Genomic DNA, 24,181 nt, shown 5'->3' with positions numbered 1-24,181 from the left:
GGCGTCGCGGATCAGACGGAGCTGGCATGTGCCCTGAATGAGGCGATTGCACGACGGGCGGAATGAGCCGTGGCCGATGGCGACGAGGAGCGCGAGCGCGATCGAAGGGGGTGTGGGAGGAGAACGGTGGCGCGGCTGGCGGGCGCGGCACAGATCGCGGACGCTCGGCGACTGTTGCAGCAGCGGAGGCCCGGCCTGGGGCCCTCTCCGTGACGCCACTGACCGGCCCTTCGTTCTCTCCGGTGCGCCTGCTCGGGGGCGACCGGGTTGAGGCCAACCGCAGGGCGGCGCGACGGATTCTTGACTTGGCTGCATATCGGGGACCGGGTGCCGGAGACGGGGAGCAGTGGCCGTACGACTGCGCCAATGGTCCGCTCACGGAGCAGGGGTACGGGCAACCACACCCAGTGGCTCTGGTTCGGCAACACTCAGCATATGACGTACGTCGTTTGCTGCCTGGCCCGAGACTGAACTGGCGTAGTCGGCCGGAGACAAGTACCGCCACACCGACAGCCACAGGAGGGCGGGTGTCCTGTGCGGACACGCCGTCGACCGGAGGCTGCGACTGCCTCGCGGACGTCCTTCAATGGCGAGGCTGCACATTGTGGATACGTACCGGCTCGGCCAGAGCCGCTCGCGCCCCTTCGAAGTCAGCGAGCCGCGCGGCGACGGTTGCTACGGCCAGTCGCAGTGGCAGTGCTGCGGAGAACTTCAGTCCGTGCACCGCACGGGGATCGACGTCCGGCAGCACGAGAGCGTTGCCCTTGTCTGTGGCCTCACGCGCAGCCTGCCACCTTTCGGGGGTCAGGTCCTCCCGCAGCCGGACAAAACAATCCGTTGGCCGCTGGACGGGATCGGCGATCGACGGAAGGCTCGCCGCGAGTGTCGCGTTCGCGCGATACCCGGCCCAGGTCCACCAGCGCACGTCGTTGCCCAGCCGAGTGATCAGCGTGCCGCCCGGGTGGACTACATGGGGTGCTTCCTCGTCCCGCCACTCTCCGAGGCACGCCTCGGCCCGGCGGGTCAGCGACACCGGAGGCGTGGCACCGAGCAGAACCTCACGCATCGCCCGGGTCAGCGCGTAGGACAGGCCGGCAAGCGCACTGCCGCTGGTCCACTTGGCGACGCCGCCGCCGTCGACCGGTTCGACGAAGGCCCGTTTGCGTCCCCAGTCGATGAACGCCACCTGCCAGCTGCGTCCGCCGAGCAGCAAACGGCGTGGACCCGGCCGCTCCTCGGTCAGCACGGAAGGGTCCATCTGCCCGATCTCCGTGCGCCCCGAGAGGACGGTGAACTGGGGGGGCGCGGTGAACGAGGCGGTCAGTTCGATGAAGTGGCGTCGTCCGAAACGGCGTTCGGCCTCGGGGCCGATGAACAGCAGTCCGCCGTCCTCGTCGAGGAAACCCTCGCTCACCAGGTGACGCAGGATGGGAGCCGCCGAACGGTCGAAGGGGGCGAGGCTGTTCCACTGCTCCGACCACAGATGGTCCCCGATTGTCCGCTGTTGCAGAGTGGCCGCCAGTAGCTGCTGTGCCACGAGATGGCGTGGCTCAGGTGGCGCTGTGACCGGTTCGACCCAGCCGCGGCCCCAGAGCAGGAGGAGCGCCGCCGCTTGCAGCAGGGCGTCCTTGCGGGTTGCGAGGAACAGGCAATTGCGAGTGCTTCCGGGGCGCCGTCCCGTACGCCCGATGCGTTGCAGGAACGAAGCGACGGAGCCCGGTGCGTCGATCTGGATGACGCGGTCAAGGTCGCCCACGTCGATGCCCAATTCCAGCGTGGAGGTGGCTACGATGACACAGTCGCGTGCCTCCGCGAACGCCTGCTCCGACCTGGCCCGCTCTTCGGCCGACAGCGAGGCGTGCGACAGGAACACCGTGACCTCACGCGCCCGCAGCGCCGCCCCCAACTGCTCCACCTGCCGCCGCGAGTCACAGAAGACCAGCCGCTTCTCGCCCCGGTGAAGGGTGGCGAGCACCTTCGCGGCGTTGTCGAGAGAACCGACGTAGTCCAGCTCCACCTCACCCGCCGGACGTGAGCTCACCGGTATGTCAGTAGCGAGATCCGGAGCGACGACGCTGCCTGTTCGTGTCCCGGCTCCGGATCCCTGCAGCCATGTGAGCAAGTCCTGGGGATTGCCGACGGTCGCGGACAGGCCGACCCGCTGGATGGGGCGGCCCACGACTTGTTCCAGTCGCTCCAGCACCGCCAGGAGGTGCCAGCCGCGGTCGTCGCCCGCGAAAGCATGTACTTCGTCCACGACGACGGCACGGACGCTGCCGAGCAGGTGCGCATGGTCGGTCTTCACACCGATCAACATGGCTTCCAGGGACTCCGGTGTGGTGAGCAGGATGTCCGGGGAGTCGGTGCGCACGCGCTGCCGCTGCGATTCCTTCGTGTCCCCGTGCCACAGGGCGGCTCTCCGGCCGAGCCACTGGGCGTAGGCGTCGATGCGCGGTGCGAGATTGTTCAGCAGCGCCTTGAGGGGACACAGATAGAGCACGGAGGTTCCCGTCCACCGCTGCCGGGACATGGCGGACAGCAGCGGTAGGCAGGCGGCTTCGGTCTTTCCGCCCGCCGTCGGGGCGAGCAAGAGCGCGTCCTCACCGTCCATGAGCGGGTTGATCGCGGCACGTTGCAGCGGTCGTAGGTCCGGCCAGCCGAGAGTGTTCACCACGTGGTGAACCACGACCGGGTCCAGCCGGTCGACCGGGTCTGCGGTACTGCGGTGCGGTCCGGCGCCGTTCTCGTCGGCGAGCTCGGCCATCACACGTCCAGTTCGATGTCGTCGGCCGATGCCACCAGATTCCGCTCCACATCCGTCAGCTCGCTGGATGTCACTGTCAGCCGGTAGTGCTGCCGGGGATCGAAGTCCACGAACTGATCGATACGGTCGAGCACGTCACCGACCAGTTTCTTCAGGAACAGCCGTGGGGCGACACCCGTCTTGCCGCCCAGCGCACCACCGACCGCACGTGCGAGGTCGGCGACGTACGCGTCATCCGCGAGCGAGGTGACGCGGTCGGCGGAGTCGGCACCCGCCGCGTACAGGTCCCGGATGGTCACCCCGAGGTCCACCAGTGACTGATGGGTGAAGCCGGGCAACCGCAGCTGGACAGCGCGCGGATTGTCGAACCGAGGATCGGTGGTGAAGTCAGTGGCCAGACGCTGCGCGAGCGGCGCGAGTCGCTGCACCCCCTGCTGGCCGTCGTAGAACGCGGGAGTCCCGGTGATGACGAGATAGAGGCCGGGGAAGCGTCCCGAGTGGACCTCGTCGATGAGCTGCCGAATCGCGTTGAGCGCCTTGTCTCGGGCGTCGGACCGTACGCGCTGAAGGGTCTCCACCTCATCGAGGACGACGAAGAGCCCCCGGTGTCCCGAATCGCGCAGCACGGTCAGCAGTCCCTGCAGGAAGCCGAGGGCTCCGAAGTGGTCCAGATCGCCGCGGACGCCGGCGGACCGGCGGGCCGCCGCGGCCACGTGCGGCTGGCCGCCCAGCCATGCCAAGACCGCCGCAGCCGTCGCCTCATCGCCGGTGGTGAGCGCCGAACGGTAGCCACGCAGCGCCGCCGCGAAGGACGGGGCATGCCGTGACACCTCGGCGAGCCGCGCGGTCAGCAGCTTCTCGACCTCATCCGCCAGGTCGTCCTCGTTCGCCCCGGCCGCGAGAGCGTCCTCCTCGAGTGCGTAGAACCAGGCGTCCACGACCGGCCGCAGCGCACTGGGCGGAAAGCTCGTCGTGGCAAGCCGCTCGGTCAGACGTCGGTAGACGGTCTCCAGCTTGTGCAGGGGCGTCTCGGTCTCCGAGATCTGCACCTCGGCCACGGCGAACCCGAGCCGCTTGGCCCGCTCACCCAGCCAGCGGGTGAAGAACGTCTTGCCCGACCCGTACTCCCCGCGCACCGCTTTGAACACCGACCCGCCCGAAGCGACGGTGTCCAGCTCGGCGTCGAGGGCGGACTCGAACCTGTCGAGGCCGGTGGCGAGGAGATCCAGCCCGCTCTCCGGGACGGCTCCACGACGCAGGGCGTCGATCACCGCGCGGCGGCGCGCCGCGCTGGCATGAGAGGAACGGGACGCATCAGCGGTACTCACGTCCACCAGTGTCCCATCGAGGAGAGGCCCGGTGGTTGGCTGAAGTCGAATGGTGCCTCGGTAGCTCCGTTGACTGCCCTGTTGCCCCGTTGGTCTAATCGCTGCCCGCGCGAACAGCGCGCAGAACGGTGAGGGTGGGGTACGGGCACGTGGCAGGACTCGACAATGTGAAGCTCAAGGCGCTCCTGGCCGATGTGGCGTCCGGGGCTCTCCAGCTGCCCGACTTCCAGCGGGACTGGAAGTGGGACGACGATCGAATTCGCGCCATTGTGGCGACGGTGACGCTCGACTACCCCATGGGCGTGGTCATGACCCTGGAAACCGGCGGTGACTCGCCGTTTCGCGCCCGCGCCCTCACCGGTGCGCAGGTTGCGGAGACCTCGGTGCCCAGTCTGTTGCTCCTCGATGGGCAGCAGCGCCTCACCTCTCTGTTCCAGGCCCTGTTCCAGGACAGCCCCGTGGAGACCGACGACGCACGTGGGAATCCTGTCAGGCGCTGGTACTACGTGGACATCGAGAAGGCCATCGGTTCGCCCGTGGACCGTGACGAGGCCATTGTGTCCGTACCCGAGGACAAGGTCCTGCGGGCCAACTTCGCGCGCGATGTCGTACATGACCTGACCAGCACCGAAGGTGAATGCGCCGCCGGCCTCTTCCCTTTGCGGATCGTGTTCGACACCGCGAAGGTGAACGCCTGGCGACGGGCGTACGAAAAGGTCGATGACGGTCACTTCGACCGGTGGAGCCGCTTCGAGGAGCAGGTTCTCGAGCATGTGCGCTCCTTCCAGGTGCCCATGATCAAGCTGGCCGCTTCCACGTCCATGGACGCCGTGTGCGCTGTCTTCGAACGAGTCAACACGGGTGGGGTGCCTCTCAACGTCTTCGAACTGCTGACAGCCACGTACGCCGGCGACCGTGCCTATAGGGAGCGGACGGGGGACTACTACCAACTGCCACGGGTCTGGTCCGCGGTCAAGGAGGGGCTGGCGGGCCGCTATCCCGTGTTCGGACGCCTCGAAGCGGGCATTGACGACGGGTTGAGCAGCAGTGACTTCCTGCAAGCCGTCGCGCTCGTGCGGACATGGTCGCGCAAGCAGGAGGGACTCGGCGCCGGTGTCTCCTGCAAGCGTCGAGACCTCCTTGAACTGCCGCTCGCTGACTTCGAGTCGCTGGCTCCCCGGCTGGCGGAGGCGTTCGGATGGGTCGGGGCGTTCCTGGAGAAGCAGTGCATCGTGCGCGCCGCCGAGCTGCCCTATCGCACCCAGCTCGTACCGCTCGCCGCGGTCAGGGCCATTCTCGGCGACAAGACCGACACGCTCGGCGCGGAAGACATGATCACGCAGTGGTACTGGTGCGGCGTACTCGGTGAGATGTACGGAGGGTCCACCGAGAGCCGCTTCACGCGAGACGTCGAGCAGCTCGTGGCATGGATCCGGCGCGAGGGGGTGCCCCCCGAGACCGTCACCGACGCCTACTTCTTCCCGGAGCGGCTGGATACGCTCACGACGCGGCACAGTGCCGCCTACAAGGGGATCTACGCCCTGCTCATCAAGCAGGGAGCCGTGGACTGGCACTACACGGACGCCCCGCTGAAGCCGAGCGTCATGGACGAGTACGGGGTCGACATCCGCCAGATCTTCCCGCAGGGCTGGGTACGACGACGTCGTGCGGGAGCGGACGGCTTTCCCGCCAACTCCATCGTCAACAAGACTCCGCTCTCGCTGCGCGCCGCTCAGGCTCTCACCGGCCCACCCGGGTCCTATCTGGATTCCCTGGCCGCTGCCTCGGACTTGCGCCGTGAGTGGTTCGACGACGTCGTCGCGACGCATCTGATCGACCCGCATTTCCTCCGTACCAACGACTACGAAGCGTTCTACGCGTCACGGGCCAAGCAGCTCGAGGACATGGTGTACGCGGCCATGGGCAAGCGGACGATCCTGCGTGACGCGACGGACGACAAGGCGGTCCGGTGAAGCCGAAGCCCAGCGCAGGGGAGCTTCTTGCACTCAAGGGCACGGAGGTGCCGCTGGAGGAGTTCCTGGACCTCTTCGGTGTACGGGTACGCCGACCGTGGAACGTCCACGACATCGAGCAGGCCCTGGCCGACGCGGGACTCGCCACACTCCCGGACTTCGCGAACTGCGGCCCGAAGGATCGTGTGCAGATCGTCGCGCTAGCCACGACGACACAGTCCCAGCGCGGCGCGGACGAGGATGATGCCGGGGACAGCGAACCGCTCCCATCGGCCGCCCTTCCGCAGCGGCTCCGGATCGGCGATCTGCCGTCCGCGCGCGGCGGGGTGCGGTGCGTCTCCGCCTCCGCGGAGCTGTCCCAGGCGACCTATCTGATGCGCCACCGCGGCTATGCGCAGATTCCCGTCACCACGGGCATGACGACACTGCACGGCGTCATCACATGGCGTTCCCTGGCTCTCATGTATGAGCGGGACAAGGAACCGACCCTCGAGAACGCCATGCAGCAGGACTCCTTGCCGGTGGCCGACGCCCGGCAGGAGTTCTTCGCCTGCCTGCCGATGCTGATGGAACACGGCTATCTCCTGGTACGGGGTGAGGACGGAAGCTTGTCCGGAATCGTGACGCCCGCGCACGTCGTGCACCGGTTCGAGGCCGCGGCCCGGCCCTTCTTCCTTCTCGGAGAGATCGAGTCGCTCCTGCGCCGGTGGCTCGGGGCCAGGCTCACGGAGGACGCGATCAAGGTGGTGCAGAACAGGAGGAAGGCCGAAGACCGATCGGGCAAGGTGGAAGACCTGAGCTTCGGTGACTATGTGCGGCTGATCGACGGAGAGCAGAGCAAGCCCGCCATGGCTCAGCAGGCGGATGTGAACTGGGCCGCTCTCCAATGTGAGTTCTTGGACAGGGCCCAGTTCATCCGCCATCTGGAACGGGTCCAGACCATCCGGAACCGGATCGCACACTTCGATGCGGAGCCGCTCCCGCCCGAGTCGATGCGGGAGCTGACCGCTTTCACCACACTCCTGCGTGACTACGTCAGCTGAACGACGACGTCACAGACCGAACTGCAACCGCAACAGGCTTCTGTCGAGGCGCAGCGTCCGCCCGTCCGGCAAGGTCTCCAGGACCTGCACCCCGTCGTAGTTAAGGAGCTGGCGCAGCACCGCGGCGAAGCCGTCCGCCCTGGTGGCCGGGTAGTCGACGCGCTGCGCCACCGCGGTCACCGGGAGGGTTCCCCCCGCGTCCAGCAGGGCGTGGACCGCCTTCTCCACCTTGTCCATCGGAGGCTTGCGTGCCAGCAGGCCGACCTGGTCCTGGAACGCCTCCGAAGCGAACAGCCGGTCGACCAGCGCGTCGTCCGGTGTCACCAGCGCGGGAGCGACGAGTGTCGCGTCGTCCTCACCCGCCGGCACGACGGCGACGTCGAAGAGCGCGTCATGTGTCTCCGCCAGGTCCACCTGCGTCTTCGTGGGCTTCTGCCGGACCGGCTTCCTTGCCGCAGGCGGTGCCACATCTGTCTGTGCCGCGGCGGGGACGAGGGGCGGCTGCTCCTCCAGGAGCCACCAGGCCGGCCGCTGATCACCAAGCTCCCGCCACTCCCTGGGAGGTTCCGCGCCGAAGGGCAGGAAGGCCAGGACGGGGATGGCGAACTCCGCCAGGGACGCCCCTCCGTGGTACCCCGCCTTGAGGGAGGTGTAGCGGGAGTCAGCGTCCCACAGGGCGACGACGGAGGCGCCGGGCTCGGGCCACACGACCCGCGGGCCGGAGAGCGCCACCTCGCACGCGCCGAGCGTCCCACCCGGGGCGCGATGGCGGGCGGACTCCGGGACGGCGGCCCCGACCTTGATGCCGTGCCGGTCCACCACATGCCCGTGGTCGCTGGTGAGCAGCACTGCCATGCCCTCGGTGGCGGCGGCGCGGAGCAGTTCGAGGAGCCCGGGGATGTGGTCCGCCTGCCACGCTCCGTCGCCGAGCTTCTGCTCCTTGTCGAGCCGGTCGTCGATGGCGTTCAGGACCACGGCCACGTGTGTACGCCCGTCCCTGAGTGCTTCTGTGAGGGCGGTCCCGAACGTCCCTCCAGCGCTCTCGGCCCGCAGATCGTCCTTGTGGAACACGGCGGCCGGTGCCCCGCTCCACAGGGTGAGGGCGGGGAACAACCGCTTCTCGTCCGCCTGCGAGCCCTTCGTCAGCCTCCCCGCGAACAATGACGTCCGAGAGACCGCGGTCACCGTGGGCAGTGCGGCCGCCATGGCCCGCCGACGCGGTGCGCCCTCGTCCACCGGATCGAACTCCGCCCAGGAGGAGCGCAGTTCCTCCCCCAGCTCGCCGGCGATCGCGGCGCTCATGCCATCCAGGACGATCAGCAGAACACGCCGGGGGGACGCACCCCGGACCAACGGTTTCACCACCCGGTCGAGGAAGGTCTCCACCGTCAGCATCGACCCCGGCGGCGTCCCCGCGGCTGTCCAGGCGGCCAGCCGGTCGGCGAAGTCGCGGTCGATTTCGCGTCGCCGAGCCCGTACGCGCGCGGCCAGGGTGTCGTACGCGGACTTCAGAACCGGGTCGGAGTCGCCGCCGGCCTCGATGTGTTCGAGCGCCCGGTCCACCCAGCCGGTTTCGGCGACATGGCGCTCCACGGCGGCGGCGACCGTGCCCGACTCGACGGTGGGCTCGCCGGCCAGCCACTGCGTGAGGCGCTGCGCCATGCGCGCCCGCTCGATACGTGCCCGAGCCTGGGCCTCGTCGGCACGCTGGTGCGCGCGCAGGGCGCGCACTGCGTCCGCGAGCAGCCCCGGACTGCCGGTGGCCATGGCCCGCCCCACGGCCGTGAACCGGGAATCCAGGCCGGCCTGAAGGACCGGGCTCGCCGCAGCGGCGGCCTCAGCGCCGAACTGGCGGACGAGCTTCGCCGCCCGGTCAAGGACGGTGTCGCTGACGCGACGAGCCTCACGGGCGTCGTCCGCGTCACCGCTCGCACCGCGCGCCGCGGTGGCGCGCAGAGCGCCGACGTACTCCTCCGATGCCCTCCCGAACGCGGAGGTCAGGGCGTCCAACTGTTCACCCTCCGCCGGAGGCTGCTCACCGAACCACCGCTCGGCGCGGCCCCGTGCCTGGTAGGTGGCCGCGTCCGGCTCGGCATGGAGCCACAAAGCCGCGCACACCAGCCCGAACGCGACCGCTTCCGGCCCGTGCTCGGCCTCGACCAGTGCCAGGAGCGCACGCCCGGCCACGCCCGCCTGGTCCTCCTCGCCGAGGAAGGCGGCGAGCCCGGACCGCTCGGGACCCCGCAGCTCCAACAGCCGTTCGGGCCCCCCTGCGATCAGGGACCAGCCCAGCAGGGCGTGCGTGTCGAGATGGTCGCCCGGCCGGCCGGGACCCGGCTGCTGCGACGACGCCTCGTCGTAGCGTCCGAGCCGCAGCCGCCGCAGCGCCAGCGCGGAGAGGGCCACACGCCGGGACAGCATGCCGCCCGCGATCGGGGGCCAGCCCCCCGGCGGCGTCGCGTCGAGCAGCGCCTCCGCTGCCCAGTTGACCTCCTTGAGCCGCGGATCGATCTGTTCGGCACCGAACGCCTCGCGGACCACGTCCCAGGTGTCCACAGCCTCGACGCGCCGCTTGTGCACCCGTGCCAGGATCGCCGGGTCCAGCTCGTTCTGCTCGCGATCGGTCAGCACGACGAGTACGGCCGGACCGGTCGCCCCGTCCGCGAGGTGCCCCAGGATCAGCTCATGAACAGCGAGCGGCGAGAGCGCCGCCGTGATCCGCGCCGTCCGGCCGTCGCCCCACACGGGCTCGGTGGGGCCGTCCCACTGGGGTGCTGAGCGGAGCAGGACCACCCGCCGCCGGTCACGGCCGACGAGAGAAGCGGCGAGGGACGTCTGCGACGACAGGTACTGGGTGATGGTCGCGAGGTTCAGCCGTACCGCGACACTGATCGCCGTGGCACTCATGACTCGACGACCCGCCAGCTGATTTCGATGGTGGCGCCCGGCTCCAGGGCAACGAGCTCGTTCAGCTCCGCCTGGAGCTCGGCCACGGCGCGCGCGGCGGTCGTGCGTCCTCCGCCGGAACGCCTCACCCGGCCTTTGCCGGGGCCTGTCTTCGGAAGTGTGTCCTCGGAGACGGGCGGATGGCTGGTGGGCGTGTCGAGCGGCACATCCTTCGCACTGCTGGGCTGCTGGACAGTGACGGGCGCGGGCGGCGGGGTGGGCGCGGCCGCAGCCCGGTTGCGCTTCACCAGCGCCAGCACCTCGCGCTGCGTGCGGGCGAGGGCGTCCCGTAGATCGTTGGTCCGCTGATCGCTGTGGGCGACGTTGCGCAGCGACTCCAGAAGGGCTTCCCCTTCGGGGCCTTCGTTCGAGGCCAGGTCCAGGGTGCTCCACGAGGCGGCGTCCAGCGCCTGGGCGACCGCCCGCGCCTGCTTGATCGACGTGCCGAAGCGGTCGGCGCCGACCTGGCCGAAGTCGAATCCGGCGAGCGCTTCCACGGTCTTCTTCGCCCCGGCGGCACCCTGCCCCGACGCTTGCGTCAGAGCCTTCAGCAGGTCGACGCACCGCCGGGCGATGGCCAGGCGGCCGACCTCCACGGTCTCGTCGAGCCGGAGGAACCCGGCGTGCGCCTCCAGCTGCCGTACGAGCTCGGCGGCCGCCTCCTGGAAGGCGCGCGCCTCCTCGGAGATCTGCCGAGCCAGATGGTTCACCATGCGCCCACGCCGCAGCGACGGAGCCTTTTTGCCGAAGATCGTTTCGAAACGCTCCCGGGCCGCCTCCCAGTCCTCCTCGGAAGGCAGCGGCTGGCTGCGCAGCCCATCGTGGTCCTTGATCTGGGACAGCTCGGGCGCCGGGTCGAGCGGCATGCCGCCGCGCACCCACACCCGGTCGTCCATCTCGGCGAAGGACGCCACGACGAGCTTGGCGAGGAAGTCCGGCAGGCCGCGGGGCTCGGGCCGATCGGTCCAGTCGATGAGCGTGATCAGCGAAAGGTCTCCGGTGACGCCCTGCTCGCGGGCGAGCTGCCGGAAGTGGTCAGCCCAGTAGAGCGACAGCTCGAAGTACGCCTCTTTCTGCTGCCCGAGCCGCAGCGGTCCGGCGAGCCGCTGCATCAGCTTCCGGTCGGCGGCCGGTACCTCGGTACGCCCGTCGCGGGCCTCCGCCGCGGCCCGGACGTGGCCGAACACCTTCTTCGCGTCGGCGGGCTTCACCGTCGTCCCGGTGAGGTCCGGGTCGAATTCGGGGTGGCTCGGGTACTGGGCGGCGAGCAGCTTGCCCGCGATGTGCCGGATCCCGTCGTGCAGTGACTGCCCGAAGGACAGGGTGAGCCCGTCGACCGTCCGCAGCGACTCCAGATGGTCGCTGAAGCCGAGCTCCACGTCCGCCGGCTTCTTGTCGGCGAGACCGTACGCCTGTTTGAACGCCGCCTTGACGTTCTTGAGCAGCGTTTCCCGCTGCGTTTCCAGGAGCCCCTTGGCACGGGCACGGTTGTCCGGGTTGAGATGGACCGCGTACAGGGAGTCGAAACGCTGCTCGTCGGCGAGTGCCTTGTCGAGCACGACGAGCCGGCGGAAATCGGCGTACCGCTGAGCGGAGAGATGGGTGGGCAGCCAGGCGACCGTACGGGACGGCTCACCCTGCCTCTCCCGCAGCCGCTGCATTCGGTTAACGTCGTCGCGGGGCGTGTACTCGCCCTCCTCGAAGGGCAGGTCGATCGCGATCCGCCAGCGGCCGTCCACCTGCGGCATCAGGTCGTGGTCGGGCAGCTCGTCCTCGTCCGCGACGTTCCCGAACACCACCTCGACGCTTCGCTGGGTCCCCCGCCACACGAAGCTCAGCTCGCCCACCAACTGACTGCTGTCGACGCCCAGTTCCTCCGCCAGGAGCCGTTTGGCGAGTGTGGACCGGTTGGCCGGGTTGTCGTTGACGTTGGCGTTGGCGATGACGGAGTCGACGTCGATGCCGGACAGCTCAAGCCGTACGCCGGGATTGGCGTCGGTACCGGTCTCCTTGATCTCCGGGAAACGCCCGGCCCACTCGGCGACCTTGTTCTTGAGGATGCCGTACTCACGCCCCGGGATCGGGGCGACGACCGACCCGTAGTTGAGCGCGGAGAGCCGACGGATCGTCAGGTCCGACAGTGCGGGCACGCTCGGGGCGAGTGCGGACAGCAGCAGGGTGCCGACGATCCGGTTGTCCCCCACGAACGTCTTCAACCGCCCGCGCAGATCAGGGTCGGTGATGCTGTCCGGGCGGTGCGTGTACTGCTCGACGTCCTCCTCCGACACGTTGTACGCGGCGAGGAGATACGGGCGCAGCTTGGTCCGGTACAGCTTGTCCGCCGCCTCGAAGACCACCTTCAGGCTGTCCGAGAACGGCTTGTCACCGCCCGCGGTGATCAGCGGGTACAAGTCGCCGACCGGGATCAGATCGCCCAGCCGCAGGTGGTCGCGGTGCTCGGCGAGAAGCTGGCCCATCAGCTTCATACCGGTGCGGTTGCGCTGGAGCGCGGAGGACACATGGACGAGGGTGTCCATGAACGCCGGCGAGAACGGGTACGTCAGGCGGAAACTCTCCTCGTCCCCACCCACGCCGTTCGCCCCGCGATCGGAGCCGAGCAGGGTGTCCCACACCTCCTGGCGGACCTTGCGGGTCTTCTCGAACTCGGCGTTGATGAGCGCGGCGGCTTCGGCGTCCTTGGGCTGGAGGAGCCGGGCGTGCGCGATCTGCGGAAGGTTCCGGTCCTCCAGCGTGATCTTGTCGAAGCGGCCCTGGGCGAGGTTGAGCGTGTCCTGGATGGACGCCTCCGCCGCGCCCGACACCTCCTCGCCGACGAGCTCACGCAGGTCGCGCTGGCGGGCGATGAACGACACCACCGGAATCGCCCGGCGGGCGTCGCCGCCCTCGACAAAGTTGGTGATCTTGCTGGCCTCGCGGGCGACGAACTTCTGGTCGTGGATGAGTGTGGCCAGCCACAGGATCAGCTCGTCCAGGAACAGGATCAGCCCGTCGTAGCCCAGCGACTTGGCGTGCTCGGCGATCACGGACAGCCCGGCGTCCAGCGAGACGAACCCGTGCTCGTCCTCGGCCGCGTTCTTCGCGAAACCGGGCAGCAGATTCGTACTCGCGTCCTGCACGAGCCGTGCGCGCAGCTCGGCGGGCGTTGAGGGACTGACGAGGTTCAGGGCCTGTCCGGACTCGTGGACCTCCTCGGCGCCGAGTGCCGTGTCGAGCAGCTCCGGAGTCCAGGAGAAGGACTCTCCCCACTCGTCGTCCTCGTCCGCAGCGGAAGCGTCCGCGGACGTGAGCCCGCCGATCACTGCCTGGTCGCCCATCCGCGAGCGCATCGAGCGGATGTCCTCGAACAGCGAGTCCGTCCGGTACACCTGCGGCGTCGGTGCCTCAGGGTGCAGCTTCTTGACGTGCGTGACGTACCCGCCGAGAACCCGCTGCTCCAGAGCCTTCGCCCCGAGCATGTGGTACGGCACGAGCAGGAACTTCTTCCCGTCCGTCGCCAGCCACTCGTGCTTCGTCAGCACCGGGTCGAAGTCCGTACGGGCACGGGCGGCCGGGCTGCCGCTCAGCAGTGCGTGCAGCACCGCCATGAAGTGCGACTTACCGGAACCGAACGAGCCGTGGAGGTAGGCCGCCTTGGAGGTCCGCCCGTCCACGGCGGCCTTGATGAGGCCCAGCGCCTCGTCGAAGTTCTCCAGCAGCCGCTCGGTGACCACGTAATCCTTGAGCGCGGCCTCAGCCCCCTCGGGGGTGGTCGCATCGGAGAGTCGGAGGACGAAGTCCGAGGTGGAGATGGACTCCTTGATGTCGATGACATCGCGGAGCAGGGGCGGCTGCTGGGCCATTACGTGTCTCGCCCTCCCTTGACGGCGTGCGTACGTGCGCTGGGCGCGTGGGCCGCCGACTGTTGCTGTCCGTGCTGGTCAGAGTTGCTGAGGACATTCTCCGTCACGCGGCGCCGGTTGATCCGCGTGGTGTCGTAATCTCCTGATTCTTCTGTTCCTCAGCATGTCATCCGCCACTGACACCGAGCCCGGCGCGGGGCGGCCAGGCCCAGGCACTCAGCCACGCCCCTGTCGGCTGCGCGCGTTGGCCTCGGCGACCCGGGCACGCAGCAGCTCCTCCGTGTCGACGGGCTCGATACGGGCTGCTTCGGCGTCCCACTCGCGGCCGCCGCCGAGCGGGCGGAGCTGGACGTACGGCCCTTCCTGCCCCATCACCAGCCCGATGCGGCCGGAGTCGGTGTCGCGGACGGCCGTGCCGACGGCGGGCGGTCCGCCGCCGTTCGTCACCGCTCGGCGCCCTTCGTGATCACGTCGGCCAGCGCGTGAGCCACCGGGGCGGAGCACACCCCGAGGTGCACGAGGGCGTACGTGGCCTCTCCCCTGCTGTCATCCTCACCGTCACCCGCGTCGGGCCAGGGGGAACGGACGTCCATCGCGGGAAGCTGGATGCCCGCGCGGGTGAGGGCGGCCGCGAGGGCGTCCCGCGCTGCCAGGGCCTCGCCGACCTTGTTCATGCTCATGAGTGCCTCTTTCCTACGCTTTTCTGCCGGTTCGCCTGCACTTGGCCCGCGTGGTGAATTACGGTGCGTAGTCCAGGCGTTACGAGCATGAATCCGGAAGGGGGCTGCCGGCGCCGTCGGCGGGACGTGCTTCTCCGCCGCGCGGCGGTCGTTCCACACCTTCCACACCGACCACACCGCCAGGGAACAGGGAGGGGAGGCCCCGCCATGCCACAGCGACGAGCGATCACGGGCCGAAGCCAGGAACCGCGCCAACGGTTCGCCGAGGAGCTACGGCTCCTGCGTACGCAGAAGGGCGACAGCCTGCGCCAGCTCGGCGAACGGCTGGGCTGGGACTGGTCCCTGTTCGGCAAGATGGAGAAGGGCGAGACCCTGGGCGGCCCCGAGGTCGTCCAGGCCCTCGACACGTACTACGGCACACCAGGGCTGCTGCTGGCCCTATGGGAACTTGCGGCGGGAGACCACACCCAGTTCCGCGAGCGGTACCGGCGCTACATGGCCTTGGAAGCGGAGGCGGTGAGCCTGTGGCACTTCGCGGTGAGCGTGCTGCCGGGGCTGTTGCAGACACCGGGGTACGCGAGGGAAGTGCTGGCGGCGGGCGGAACGAAGGGACCGGAACTGGAGCAGCAGGTCGAGGCACGCATGGGGCGGCGGGAGTTGCTGGAGGGGGACGACGCGCCGCCGTTCCGGACGATCCTGTCGGAGGCGGTGCTGCGTACGCCGTTGCGGGACGCGGGGGAGTGGCGGGGGCAGTTGGAGCACGTGGCGGAGATGGCGGGGAGGCCGAACGTGACGGTGCATGTGTTGCCGTTCAGCGCAGGGTTGTACGGGTTGGATGGCACTGATGTGTGGTTCCTCCGGCTCCCGGAGGGGCGTACGGTGGCCTACACGGAGAACGCGCACAAGGGCGAGCTGCTCGAGGAAAACGCTGCGGTTGAACGGTTGCAGCGTGCCTACGATGCGGTGCGCGACCTGGCGCTGTCCCCGGCCGAGTCGCGGAAGTTCGTCCTGCGCATGTTGGAGGAAGTGCCGTGCGACCCATCAACCTGAGCGCCCTGAACTGGCGCAAGAGCTCCTACAGCAACTCGGACGGTGGCGCGTGCGTCGAGGTCTCCGATGACTTCGCCGCCGTCGTCCCCGTGCGGGACAGCAAGAGTTTGCACGGCCCGGTGCTCGTCTTCCCGGCGGACGGATGGGCTTCCTTCGTCGCTGCCGTCAAGCGCGGACATCTGCTGTGACGGAACGGCCCCTGTGATCAGCTGATCACAGGGGCCGTCCGGCGTTCGTGGCGTACTACTTCTTGGCCGTACGCCGCCCACGGGTGGCCGCGACGGGACGCCAGGCGCGCAGGTCGTCGTCCGTGAGGCCGTGCTCGCTCTGCACCATCTGCCGGTCGCCGCGGAAGAACGCGGCTGGGGAAGCACCGAAGGTCGAGTCGAACTCGTTGTGCCACTGGTCCAGCCAGGGCTGGAGTTCCAGCAGCCCCGCGAGGAACGGCGTCAGCTCTTCGGTGGTCAGCGACTCGTGGGAGGCGATGTACGAGTCGAGCGCGTACGCCTGCTCCCGGTAATCCCAGCCGGCCCAGCCGTACAGGTCGGGCGTGGCCGTGTTGGTCTGCCCGTACGAGATGAACCGCTCCTTCGGCACGTCCAGCTTGCCGCGCGCTCGCCAGTAGGAGGGTCGCAGGAAGTCGGCCGACGTGTACTTCGGCGGTACGGGGATGCTGTCCCGGATCTTCCGCTTGGCCTGCTCGTCGGGAGCTGCGTCCTCCTGGCGCTGGAGGTCCCACACGTGCTCCCAGTCCGCGCGCTTCTTGAGCCCGGACGGCTTGTAGCGCAGGGCTGAGAGGAACGGCACGTGCTCGTCGGTCATCAGCTCGGCGACGACGGCCGGCAGTTCCTTGCGGGGCGCGTAGATCTTGGCGACGGAGACGAAGTCCTCGTCACGGGTGAGCGCGTCGGTGAGCCGCGAGAGCGTGACGAGCGCGGGCATGCCGTTCTCGTCGTACCAGTGCTCCCGGCTCTCGATCCGGTCCAGCAGCCACGACCGGAGCGCCTTCTCCTGAAGGGCGTCCCACCCCTCGGTCGCCCAACGGCGCTTGTACTCCGGCCGCTCGACCATGCCAATGGCGCGCGACGACTCAATGGCGTCGATCCGCTTCTGCACGACCTCGCGGTACGCGGCGGACCAGTGGGCCGGGATATCCGTGATGGGCGTGGACCCGTGCCGCTTGAACCACTCGTCGCTGGCCTCTCCGGCGGCGACGCGGCGGGCGAGGACGATCTCGAAGGCGCGCTCGCCGAGAGCGAGTGCGGGGATGTCGGGGGAGTCGGGGTCCTCGGAGACGCGGAGGTCTTCGGGGTGCAGGTTGTAGAGGGAGTAGACCTGCCAGTCGAGCTCCTCTTGGAGCGCGATCATCCTAGCGCGGGTGGAATGCCAGGTGTCGCGGGCCGTTCGGAGGGCGGCCCCGGTGGGCGTGGCTTTTGCAACGAGACAGGTTGGCGTGGTGGCACCGACCTTCCGAGCGCAGCCGTTCAGAGCAGTTGAGAGGGCGATGGGGTAGGTGCTAGGAAGGGGAATTCGCTCCAAATTGGCGCCCTTGAACTGAAAGAAGCTCTCCCAGGCATAACGCCCAGTTCCACGTTCCCCGCCTCGGTTCCCCTTGTCATGGCTCGTCATCTTGAGCCACATGCAAACTGAGGAGCTATTGAGTAGGCCCAGCAGGCTCACGTAGTCTGCCAGGTTTGCTGATTCTGGGAGCTTGATAACCGGCGCGGTGTCCTTGAAGACTTTACTTCCGCTGTCGAGAGTAAAATGATTATGAGAGGCCACTTCGGGAATGGTGATCGAGATCGGGCTTTTATAACGGGTCTTGAAGAACATCGAGTACTCGAACCAGGTGAGGCCTCGCTCCACCTGCTTCTTGCCGAAGGCGACACGGTCAGACAGGATAGCGCGGTGGGGCCAAAGGGCGCGCTCAACGCTTTCACATAGTTCGGGGCGAAGATTGGTGTCGTTGTACGGCCACAGCGACATCGTGGGTTGGTTGATGGTGTAGTCCCGCACGTCGATACCCTGTACCAGGGGGCGTCGATATTGCGCGGGCACGTTATTACGCTCAAGAAAACCCTGTCCTACCATGTAGGCGTCATCTTCACGCGTTACTGCACCCGCTCCGATGTCGTCTGCAACGTCCGCGAGCCTTATTGTGCTGCCTGCGCTGATCAGCTCGACCATTTCAAGTCCGCCAGCATTGAGTACCCAAGGGCGGCGGCTAAAGTGGCGAAAGCGATCGAGGTCATCAACAGATACCCACTCGCTCGTTGACCCGGGCGCATCAATCTGCTTAACGATCGCCTTCCAAACGAGGCCGTCTTCACCTTTCTCGGGGGTAGAGGGTTCGCCCTGAACGCTTCGTACCGTGCGGATGGTCTGCGATCGCCCGCTTCCCCCACGCCGTTTCCCTACCAAGATAACCGTAGGCGTCCCATGCCCCGGGATGTAGGCGCCGGACGTGTCGATGACTTCGGTAAGTTCGACTTCGTGCCCGAAGTAGTCTTCGATAAGCTTGGTTCCGAATTCTCGCTTCATGAACGAGTTCGCGGTGATTTGTCCGACCATGCCGTAGCCGCGTCCGTCGTCATCCCCTCGTTTGGCGAGCTCAAAGAATCGCTGGGCGAACGGCACCGACAGCGCGTACGTACCACCACAGGCGTCGTACAGGCCTCGGTACAGCTGATTGAGGTTCTTGTCCTTCACTGTGATGTACGGCGGATTCCCCACTACGACGTGGTACCGGCCCGGCTCCAGAATCCCCCGGTGCTCGTGTACGTCCTCTGTCGCGTACGCCAACTCCACCAACCGGTCGCCGGACTTCTCACCGATCAGGTCCAGCTCCAGCTGCCGGTCCTTGATCAGCGCATCACCTACTGCCAGGTGCATGGGCCATGTGTACTTGTTGGCCTTTGCCAACGTTCGGATGTTCGCCGCAGCCATCGCCGCCATCAGCAGCCGGAACCGCGCGATAGCCACCGCGAACGGGTTCAGGTCCACCCCGTGTACCGAGTCCAGCGCCGCCGCCACCCGCTCGTGCACATCGCGCCCCGGCTGCCCCTCGCCCCACAGCCGCACCAGCCTCCGAAAAGCCCCCAGCACGAAGTGCCCCGACCCACACGTCGGGTCGATCATCTTCAGGCCCTCGTAGCCGAATTCCCGCACCGCAGGGTTCATCGTGCGGTCGAGGATGAACTCCTCCACGAACTCCGGGGTTTGGAGCAGCGCGTACGTCTTCCGGGCCGCCTCGCTCAGGTCCTGGTACAGGTCGCCCAGGAACCGGGTGTCCCAGCCCTCCGTGCCGTCCTCGTTCAACTTGTCCGTGAAGTCGTGAACGAGGACGCCCGCCTCGTCCCGCTCCCGCCAGAACTCGACCAGGTCCCGTGCCCCGTCGTGCGACAGCGGGATCTGGTACAGCGGGTTGTGCCGCCGGTCGAAGAGCAGCCGGCCCGCCTGGCCCGCGCCCAGCTCGTCGAAGGCGCGCTCCAGCCAGCCGCGGTACGTCGGGTTGGCCTCCGTCGCGACGTACTCCTCGTACCGGGCGAGCGCGAGGTCCCGCCGGTCCGGCTCGGGGGCTGTCAGGTACGGCTCCGGGATCAGCTCGTTGTCCTCACAGAAGCGGACGAAGACAGAGCCCAGCACCCACGCCACCGCGACCTGGGTGATGCGCTCGTCGAGCCAGGAGTTCCAGGTCGCGGCCGTACGGCCGAGCTTGCGTGCCTGGTCGTACTCGGCGCGCAGCCGGGAGCCGACCTCCGTGACCGCCTTCACCTGCTGCCCGAGGTCCGTCTCGACCGCCTTGACCTGCTTCTTCAGGTCTTCCAGCAGTGCCTTGCGGTCGATCACTTGGCTTCTCCCTCACTGAATTTCGTCTCGCCGGACCGGTGCGCGTTGTTCACCCACGTGTCCGGAACTTCGATCCATTCGCCCAGGCCCGCCTGGTACGCCACCGCGACCGGCCCCAGCTTCGGCTCCCGCGCCGGGTCGCCCTGCGGAACGAGCAGCCACAGCCCGCGCCCGCCCTGCCGGGCCGCCTCAGCGAGCCGGTCCAGGACGCCCATCGCGTCGTACCGGGCGAAAACGGCCGCCTCCGTCAGGAGAACTGGTCCCGCACCCCCTCGGGTCCGAAGCAGCTCGCGGACCTGGGGCTCCACCTCGCCCCACGCGGTCCGGGCGTACTCCGCGAACTTCATCGCGCCGCGCGACCCCGGCTCCGCCGCGTCCGCTTTGAGCAGGGTCTCCCAGGTCGGCTTCTTCCCCGGCGGGACCAGGGCGTGCAGAGCGTGCAGGAACAGCTCGGTCACCGAGACAACTTCCGCGTTCATCCGGTCCGGCCGGCTCAACTGCCGTACCGCCTCGCGAAAACTGTCCTGGTGCACGGTCAGAACCCGGTAACCGTCCCGCCGCGCCGACGCCGTCAGCCGTTCCTCCGCGCGCACCGCACCCGCGAGCATGGGATCGTCCGCGTAACGCGTCACCGCGCCCACGTCCGTGTGCTGGCGCCACGCACCCGTCGTCAGGTAGCTGGACGCGCTGTCCAGCCGGGTGGGCAGGTAGCGCGGCGTCCGGGTGTCCTCGCGGGTCGACAGTGTCAGATCGAAACCGGCGTCCCGCAGCGCCTTGGTCAGATGGCCGCCCGTCGGCAGCTCGTGGGTGGTGCCGCCCCGGCCGTCCGGGACGACGAGTTCGGGGAAGCGGGCCCGTACCCGCTCGTGCACGTCCTCCGCCGTCACGCCGGGCTGCCGCTCCTCCGGTACGCCCGGGATCAGGCGGACCAGGCCTGCCTGGGTGAGGCGCAGGGCGCGCACCAGCGGCAGGTCCCGGGGGTAGATCTCCAGGCGCGGGGTGGCGGCGGCGTTCGTGGAGGCCGCGGCGGCCAGTTCCACGAGGCGTCGCTCGTCCCACTCCACCGTTCCGGGCGGCGGGGTGAGCGCCCCCAGCTCGCCGAGCACCGTCGTCGCGGTGGGCAGGGTGTCCAGTTTGGCCAGCCGGTCGGCGGTGCGGCCCAGCCGCGTCGCGTAGTCGAGAAGACCGGGTGCGGTCGGTGTGTCGGGGGCGTCGTCCTCGCGTACGTCCAGGGCGAGGAGGCCGGCTCCCAGGGCCTCCTCGGTGGCCTTGCGGTTCGGCTGGTGCTGGAACTCGGCCTCCGCCGGCTCCAGTTGCTCGACCTCGACAATGGCCCGTACGGCCGCCAGAGCCAGCGCACGCCGCTGTTCGCGCTCGGCGAGCTGCGTGCCTCGGCGGACGGCGAGGGCATCGGCGATCTCCACGGCGGAGGCGACCCGGCCGAGGCCGGTGAGCAGGCCGATGACCTCGTCGCGCAGCGCCTGCACCGCCGGGTGTTTCTTCCAGCGCTTGCGTTCCTCCTTCAGCATCTGCGGGATGCGACCCGCCGACAGGCCGAGGTGGTCGGCGACGTCCTTCTGCTTGGGCCAGACGCCGATGCCGGGCAGCTCCCCACGTTCATTCGGCAGGCGCAGCAGCAGCCGGACCATCTCGACCTTGTTGTGGTTCGACCGGTTGTTGTTGAGCTCCGGGACGAAGATGGTGGCCAGGGTGTCCAGGCTGACCGAACGCAGTGCGGGGCCCGTGAGCCCGCCCGCGTTCTCAGCCGTGGCCAGCGAGTCCAGTACGGCCGATTCCGCCGCGGTCAGCGCGGCCAGCTCCTCCTTGGCCTCGGCCCGGCCCCTCGGGGTCAGCGGCGAGACCGGGGCCTCGCGCAGCCGCTCGCCCCACTCACGCTGGCGGCGCTGGACTTCGCTTCGGGTCTTGGCGCCGAGACCGGGCGCGTTGAGCAGCTTGCGACGGCTGTAGTCGAGGAGTTCACCGACGGTGGTGATGCCGAGGCCGTAGAGGAACGCCTCGGCGGCCGGGGTGAGGCCGGAGGCCGACAGGTGCGTGTCGCGGGTGACCTCGGCGGCGAGCCGCTCGCGCTGCTGCTCGGCGGTGAGCGGCTCGGCGTCGGCGATGGCGGCCTGCCCCGCGGCCGGGGCGACGGCTTCCGGGTGCCGGGACCGGTGGCTGGACGGCACGGTCTGCGAGGCGTCCAGGAAGATCTTCCGCCAGGCGTCGCGCATCGGCTTCAGCTCGGGGAAGCGCTGGGCGGCGTCCCGGTGCAGCGCCTTCCGGAAGAAGGCGACCAGCCCGTCCCGTACGGCCGGCTCGAAGGCGTCGGCGGCGATGGTCGGGTATGGCAGTTCCTTCGGGTCCGTCATCCGGGGCAGGACCGAGCCGTCGCCCCACTTGGGCAGCTCGCCGGAGGCCATCTGGTGCAGGGTGACCGCGACGGCGTACCGCTCGGCGTGCGAGTCGTAGGCGGTGCGGGTCAGGGTGCCGATGAACGGGTCGAGGTAGCCCTCGGTGCCGGCGTCGTAGTCCCTCGCCGGGTAGCCGGCCAGCGAGAAGTCGATGAGGACCAGCTCGCGGGTGCGGTTGGGGCGTACGCGAATGGCGATGTTGTCGGGCTTGATGTCGCGGTGCCAGACACTCTCGCCCTCCAGGAAGTCGACGGCGCCGAACAGGTAGTCGCCGTACGCCTCCAGCTGGTCGATCGGGAGGCGGCCGCGCTCGCGGAGCTGGCGGGCGACGGTCTCCTCGCGTCGGCGCGAGCGGGTGCCGGACTCGCCGACCTCGCCGGAGTCGTCGCGCTCGTCGCCCACGTACTCCAGGGCGAGGACCGTGCGGTTCGCGATGCGCAAGGGCTCCGGTTCGACGAGACGGATGATGCGGGAGTCGGGGCGCAGCCGGCGCATCACCTCTGCCTCGCGGACCAGTACCTCGCCGCGGCTGTCCGAGAGCGCCACCTTCAGTACGGCCAGCGGGCGTGCGCCGCGGGTTTCGGCCTCCAGGTCACGGACGAGGAAGGCGCGGCTGGTCGAGCCCGTGCCGAGGCGTCGCCGGACTTCCCAGCGGCCGCCCAGCACATCTCCCGCGACGGCCTCCAGCGGGTCCTTCTCCGGAGCCTCGGGGGCGGGCGGCGCCGCGGGGGAGGTGAGGGTGTCCTCGACGAGCTCCAGCATTTCCAGGAGCTCGTCCACCGTGGACAGCCGCTGCTCGGGACGGTAGGCGGTGGCCGCCTGTACCAGGTCGTCGATGTCCTCGGACAGGCCGTCAACGAGCGCGCTCGGCCGCAGACCCTCTCCTGCCTCCAGGCGGGCGAGCAACTCGGCCTGGCTCGCGGCCGGTGCCTTGCCCGTGACCAGCAGATACGTGAGGACACCGAGGCCGTACACGTCCAGATACACCGGGTCGGCGTTGAGGGCGGTGAGCTCGGGTGCGAGATACGGGTCGGAGCCCTCGGCGAGGTGCATCGCGGACAGGGCCGTCGGTGCGAAGCGGGTCATGCCCTGTGCGGAGCCGCCGGTGCCGTTGCGCTGGGTGGCGATCTGCCAGTCGGAGATCTGGAGGTGCGGCGACAGCCAGGCCGCCTCCTCGCCGATCGCCTGTCCCTGGCGTCCCCTGTTGCGAGGCATGACATGGACGGACCGGGCCGCCAGGGCGCGGTGATGGATACGGCTGGAGTGCGCGGACCGCATGGTCTCGGCGAGCTGCCGGACGAGCGCCATGCGGCCGAGGATGTCGAGCTTCTCCCCGTACTGGAGCAGGTACTCGTCCAGGCGCAGGGTCTGCGGGTGGTAGTCGAAGATCAGGGCCGGGCCGGCCGAGTGGCCTGACGGGTCGTACTGCTTGAGCTGTACGGCTCCGGGGTGGCGGAAGCGCCGCAGTACCGCGGCCTCGCGCCGGGCCGCGTTCTCCACGGACTGCCGGATGGAGGCGTCCGAGCCGCGCTCGCGCAGGTAGACGCGGACGCGTGCGAGCTCGGGCAGCTCGCTGTGGCGGGCCACGTAATCGGCCCAGGTCGGGCCGGAGTCGAATGATTTCCGCTCCAGCTCGTACGGCCCGACCTTGTACTCGGCGTCGCTCCTGCGGATACCGACGCGCTCCAGGGCCGCCTTGACCTCGCGGGAGTCGATGGCGGTGATGCGGCGACGCTCGTCGCGCGGCGGCTGCTTGAGCATCTCGACCAGTTCGGCGATCGTGTGGACGCCGTTCTGGTCGTGGGCCGGCAGCCGGACCCGCAGGGAGTCGTCGGTGAAGCAGACGGCTTCGGCGACCCACACGCGCTTGCCGTTCTGCCCGAGGAGCCCGGCCAGCTCCTTGGCTTTTTTGTTGACCAGGTGCAGGGGATTGCCGTGCGGCTCGCGGCGGCCGTTGGGCTTGGTCTGCACCCAGGTGCCGTTCTCACTGGTGACCGACCCGTGCCAATGCTTCAGTTCGATCATGCAGACGCCGCCGGGGGCGACGACGAGGAGGTCTACCTCCCGGACGTGGCCGGTGTTCGCGGTGAACGTGAAGTTCGACCAGGCCCGCCAGGGGTCGGAGTCCGGCAACTGCTCGCGGATGGACTCCAGGCCGCGGCGCTCGTGGTCGAACCCGGAGTCGGTGACCGTGGTCCACCGGCCGTCCCGCATGCGCTGTTCCCCCGCTTCCCGATTCGCCCTGAGTGGCGACGTCCGCCCGGCGTGCGTACCAGT

The 24,181-nt window shown here is 69.0% G+C and carries 12 protein-coding genes; 4 read left to right on the top strand and 8 right to left on the bottom strand.

Annotation, left to right across the window (positions count from 1 at the left end; all coding sequences use genetic code 11):
* Positions 1-583: 583 nt before the first annotated feature.
* Together ACZ6C1_RS08085 and brxD are read right to left on the bottom strand one after the other, a co-directional pair.
* Positions 584-2,764, bottom strand: a complete 2,181-nt coding sequence (locus ACZ6C1_RS08085; RefSeq protein WP_469238903.1) for a DEAD/DEAH box helicase — start codon at positions 2,762-2,764, stop codon at positions 584-586.
* Positions 2,764-4,092: a BREX system ATP-binding protein BrxD gene (brxD, locus tag ACZ6C1_RS08080; RefSeq protein ID WP_469238902.1), complete on the bottom strand. Its 1,329-nt coding sequence runs from the start codon at positions 4,090-4,092 to the stop codon at positions 2,764-2,766. The genes ACZ6C1_RS08085 and brxD overlap by 1 nt, the downstream gene beginning before the upstream one ends.
* A 149-nt stretch (positions 4,093-4,241) precedes the next feature.
* On the opposite strand from brxD, the gene ACZ6C1_RS08075 reads away from it, so the two are divergent.
* Together ACZ6C1_RS08075 and ACZ6C1_RS08070 are read left to right on the top strand one after the other, a co-directional pair.
* Positions 4,242-6,065 carry a GmrSD restriction endonuclease domain-containing protein gene (locus tag ACZ6C1_RS08075; protein WP_469238901.1) on the top strand — a complete coding sequence of 608 codons (1,824 nt, stop codon included), beginning with the start codon at positions 4,242-4,244 and terminating at the stop codon, positions 6,063-6,065.
* On the top strand, positions 6,062-7,108 hold the full coding sequence (locus tag ACZ6C1_RS08070; protein WP_469238900.1) for a CBS domain-containing protein: 1,047 nt from the start codon (positions 6,062-6,064) through the stop codon (positions 7,106-7,108). The genes ACZ6C1_RS08075 and ACZ6C1_RS08070 overlap by 4 nt, the downstream gene beginning before the upstream one ends.
* 9 nt (positions 7,109-7,117) lie before the next feature.
* Here ACZ6C1_RS08070 and pglZ read toward each other — a convergent pair whose 3' ends face one another.
* The 4 genes from pglZ to ACZ6C1_RS08050 all read right to left on the bottom strand — a co-directional run bounded on the left by pglZ (position 7,118) and on the right by ACZ6C1_RS08050 (position 14,594).
* Positions 7,118-10,015 carry a BREX-2 system phosphatase PglZ gene (pglZ, locus tag ACZ6C1_RS08065; protein WP_469238899.1) on the bottom strand — a complete coding sequence of 966 codons (2,898 nt, stop codon included), beginning with the start codon at positions 10,013-10,015 and terminating at the stop codon, positions 7,118-7,120.
* Positions 10,012-13,914, bottom strand: a complete 3,903-nt coding sequence (gene pglY, locus ACZ6C1_RS08060) for a BREX-2 system ATPase PglY (protein WP_469238898.1) — start codon at positions 13,912-13,914, stop codon at positions 10,012-10,014. The genes pglZ and pglY overlap by 4 nt, the downstream gene beginning before the upstream one ends.
* A 216-nt stretch (positions 13,915-14,130) precedes the next feature.
* Positions 14,131-14,361, bottom strand: a complete 231-nt coding sequence (locus tag ACZ6C1_RS08055; protein ID WP_469238897.1) for a hypothetical protein — start codon at positions 14,359-14,361, stop codon at positions 14,131-14,133.
* Positions 14,358-14,594 carry a hypothetical protein gene (locus tag ACZ6C1_RS08050; RefSeq protein WP_469238896.1) on the bottom strand — a complete coding sequence of 79 codons (237 nt, stop codon included), beginning with the start codon at positions 14,592-14,594 and terminating at the stop codon, positions 14,358-14,360. The genes ACZ6C1_RS08055 and ACZ6C1_RS08050 overlap by 4 nt, the downstream gene beginning before the upstream one ends.
* Positions 14,595-14,801: 207 nt before the next feature.
* Here ACZ6C1_RS08050 and ACZ6C1_RS08045 point away from each other — a divergent pair, with 207 nt between their 5' ends.
* Entirely contained in the window at positions 14,802-15,644 is an 843-nt protein-coding gene (locus ACZ6C1_RS08045; RefSeq protein WP_469238895.1) for a helix-turn-helix domain-containing protein, read from the top strand.
* Entirely contained in the window at positions 15,626-15,832 is a 207-nt protein-coding gene (locus tag ACZ6C1_RS08040) for a DUF397 domain-containing protein (protein ID WP_469238894.1), read from the top strand. Before ACZ6C1_RS08045 ends, ACZ6C1_RS08040 begins: the two co-directional genes overlap by 19 nt.
* A 55-nt stretch (positions 15,833-15,887) precedes the next feature.
* Here ACZ6C1_RS08040 and pglX read toward each other — a convergent pair whose 3' ends face one another.
* Together pglX and pglW are read right to left on the bottom strand one after the other, a co-directional pair.
* Positions 15,888-19,493 carry a BREX-2 system adenine-specific DNA-methyltransferase PglX gene (gene pglX, locus ACZ6C1_RS08035; protein ID WP_469238893.1) on the bottom strand — a complete coding sequence of 1,202 codons (3,606 nt, stop codon included), beginning with the start codon at positions 19,491-19,493 and terminating at the stop codon, positions 15,888-15,890.
* On the bottom strand, positions 19,490-24,118 hold the full coding sequence (gene pglW / locus ACZ6C1_RS08030) for a BREX system serine/threonine kinase PglW (protein WP_469238892.1): 4,629 nt from the start codon (positions 24,116-24,118) through the stop codon (positions 19,490-19,492). Before pglW ends, pglX begins: the two co-directional genes overlap by 4 nt.
* Positions 24,119-24,181: the final 63 nt, after the last annotated feature.

The sequence above is a fragment of the Streptomyces sp. NPDC041796 genome (genome assembly GCF_055590785.1).
This window is presented reverse-complemented; position numbering and strand designations above follow the sequence as displayed.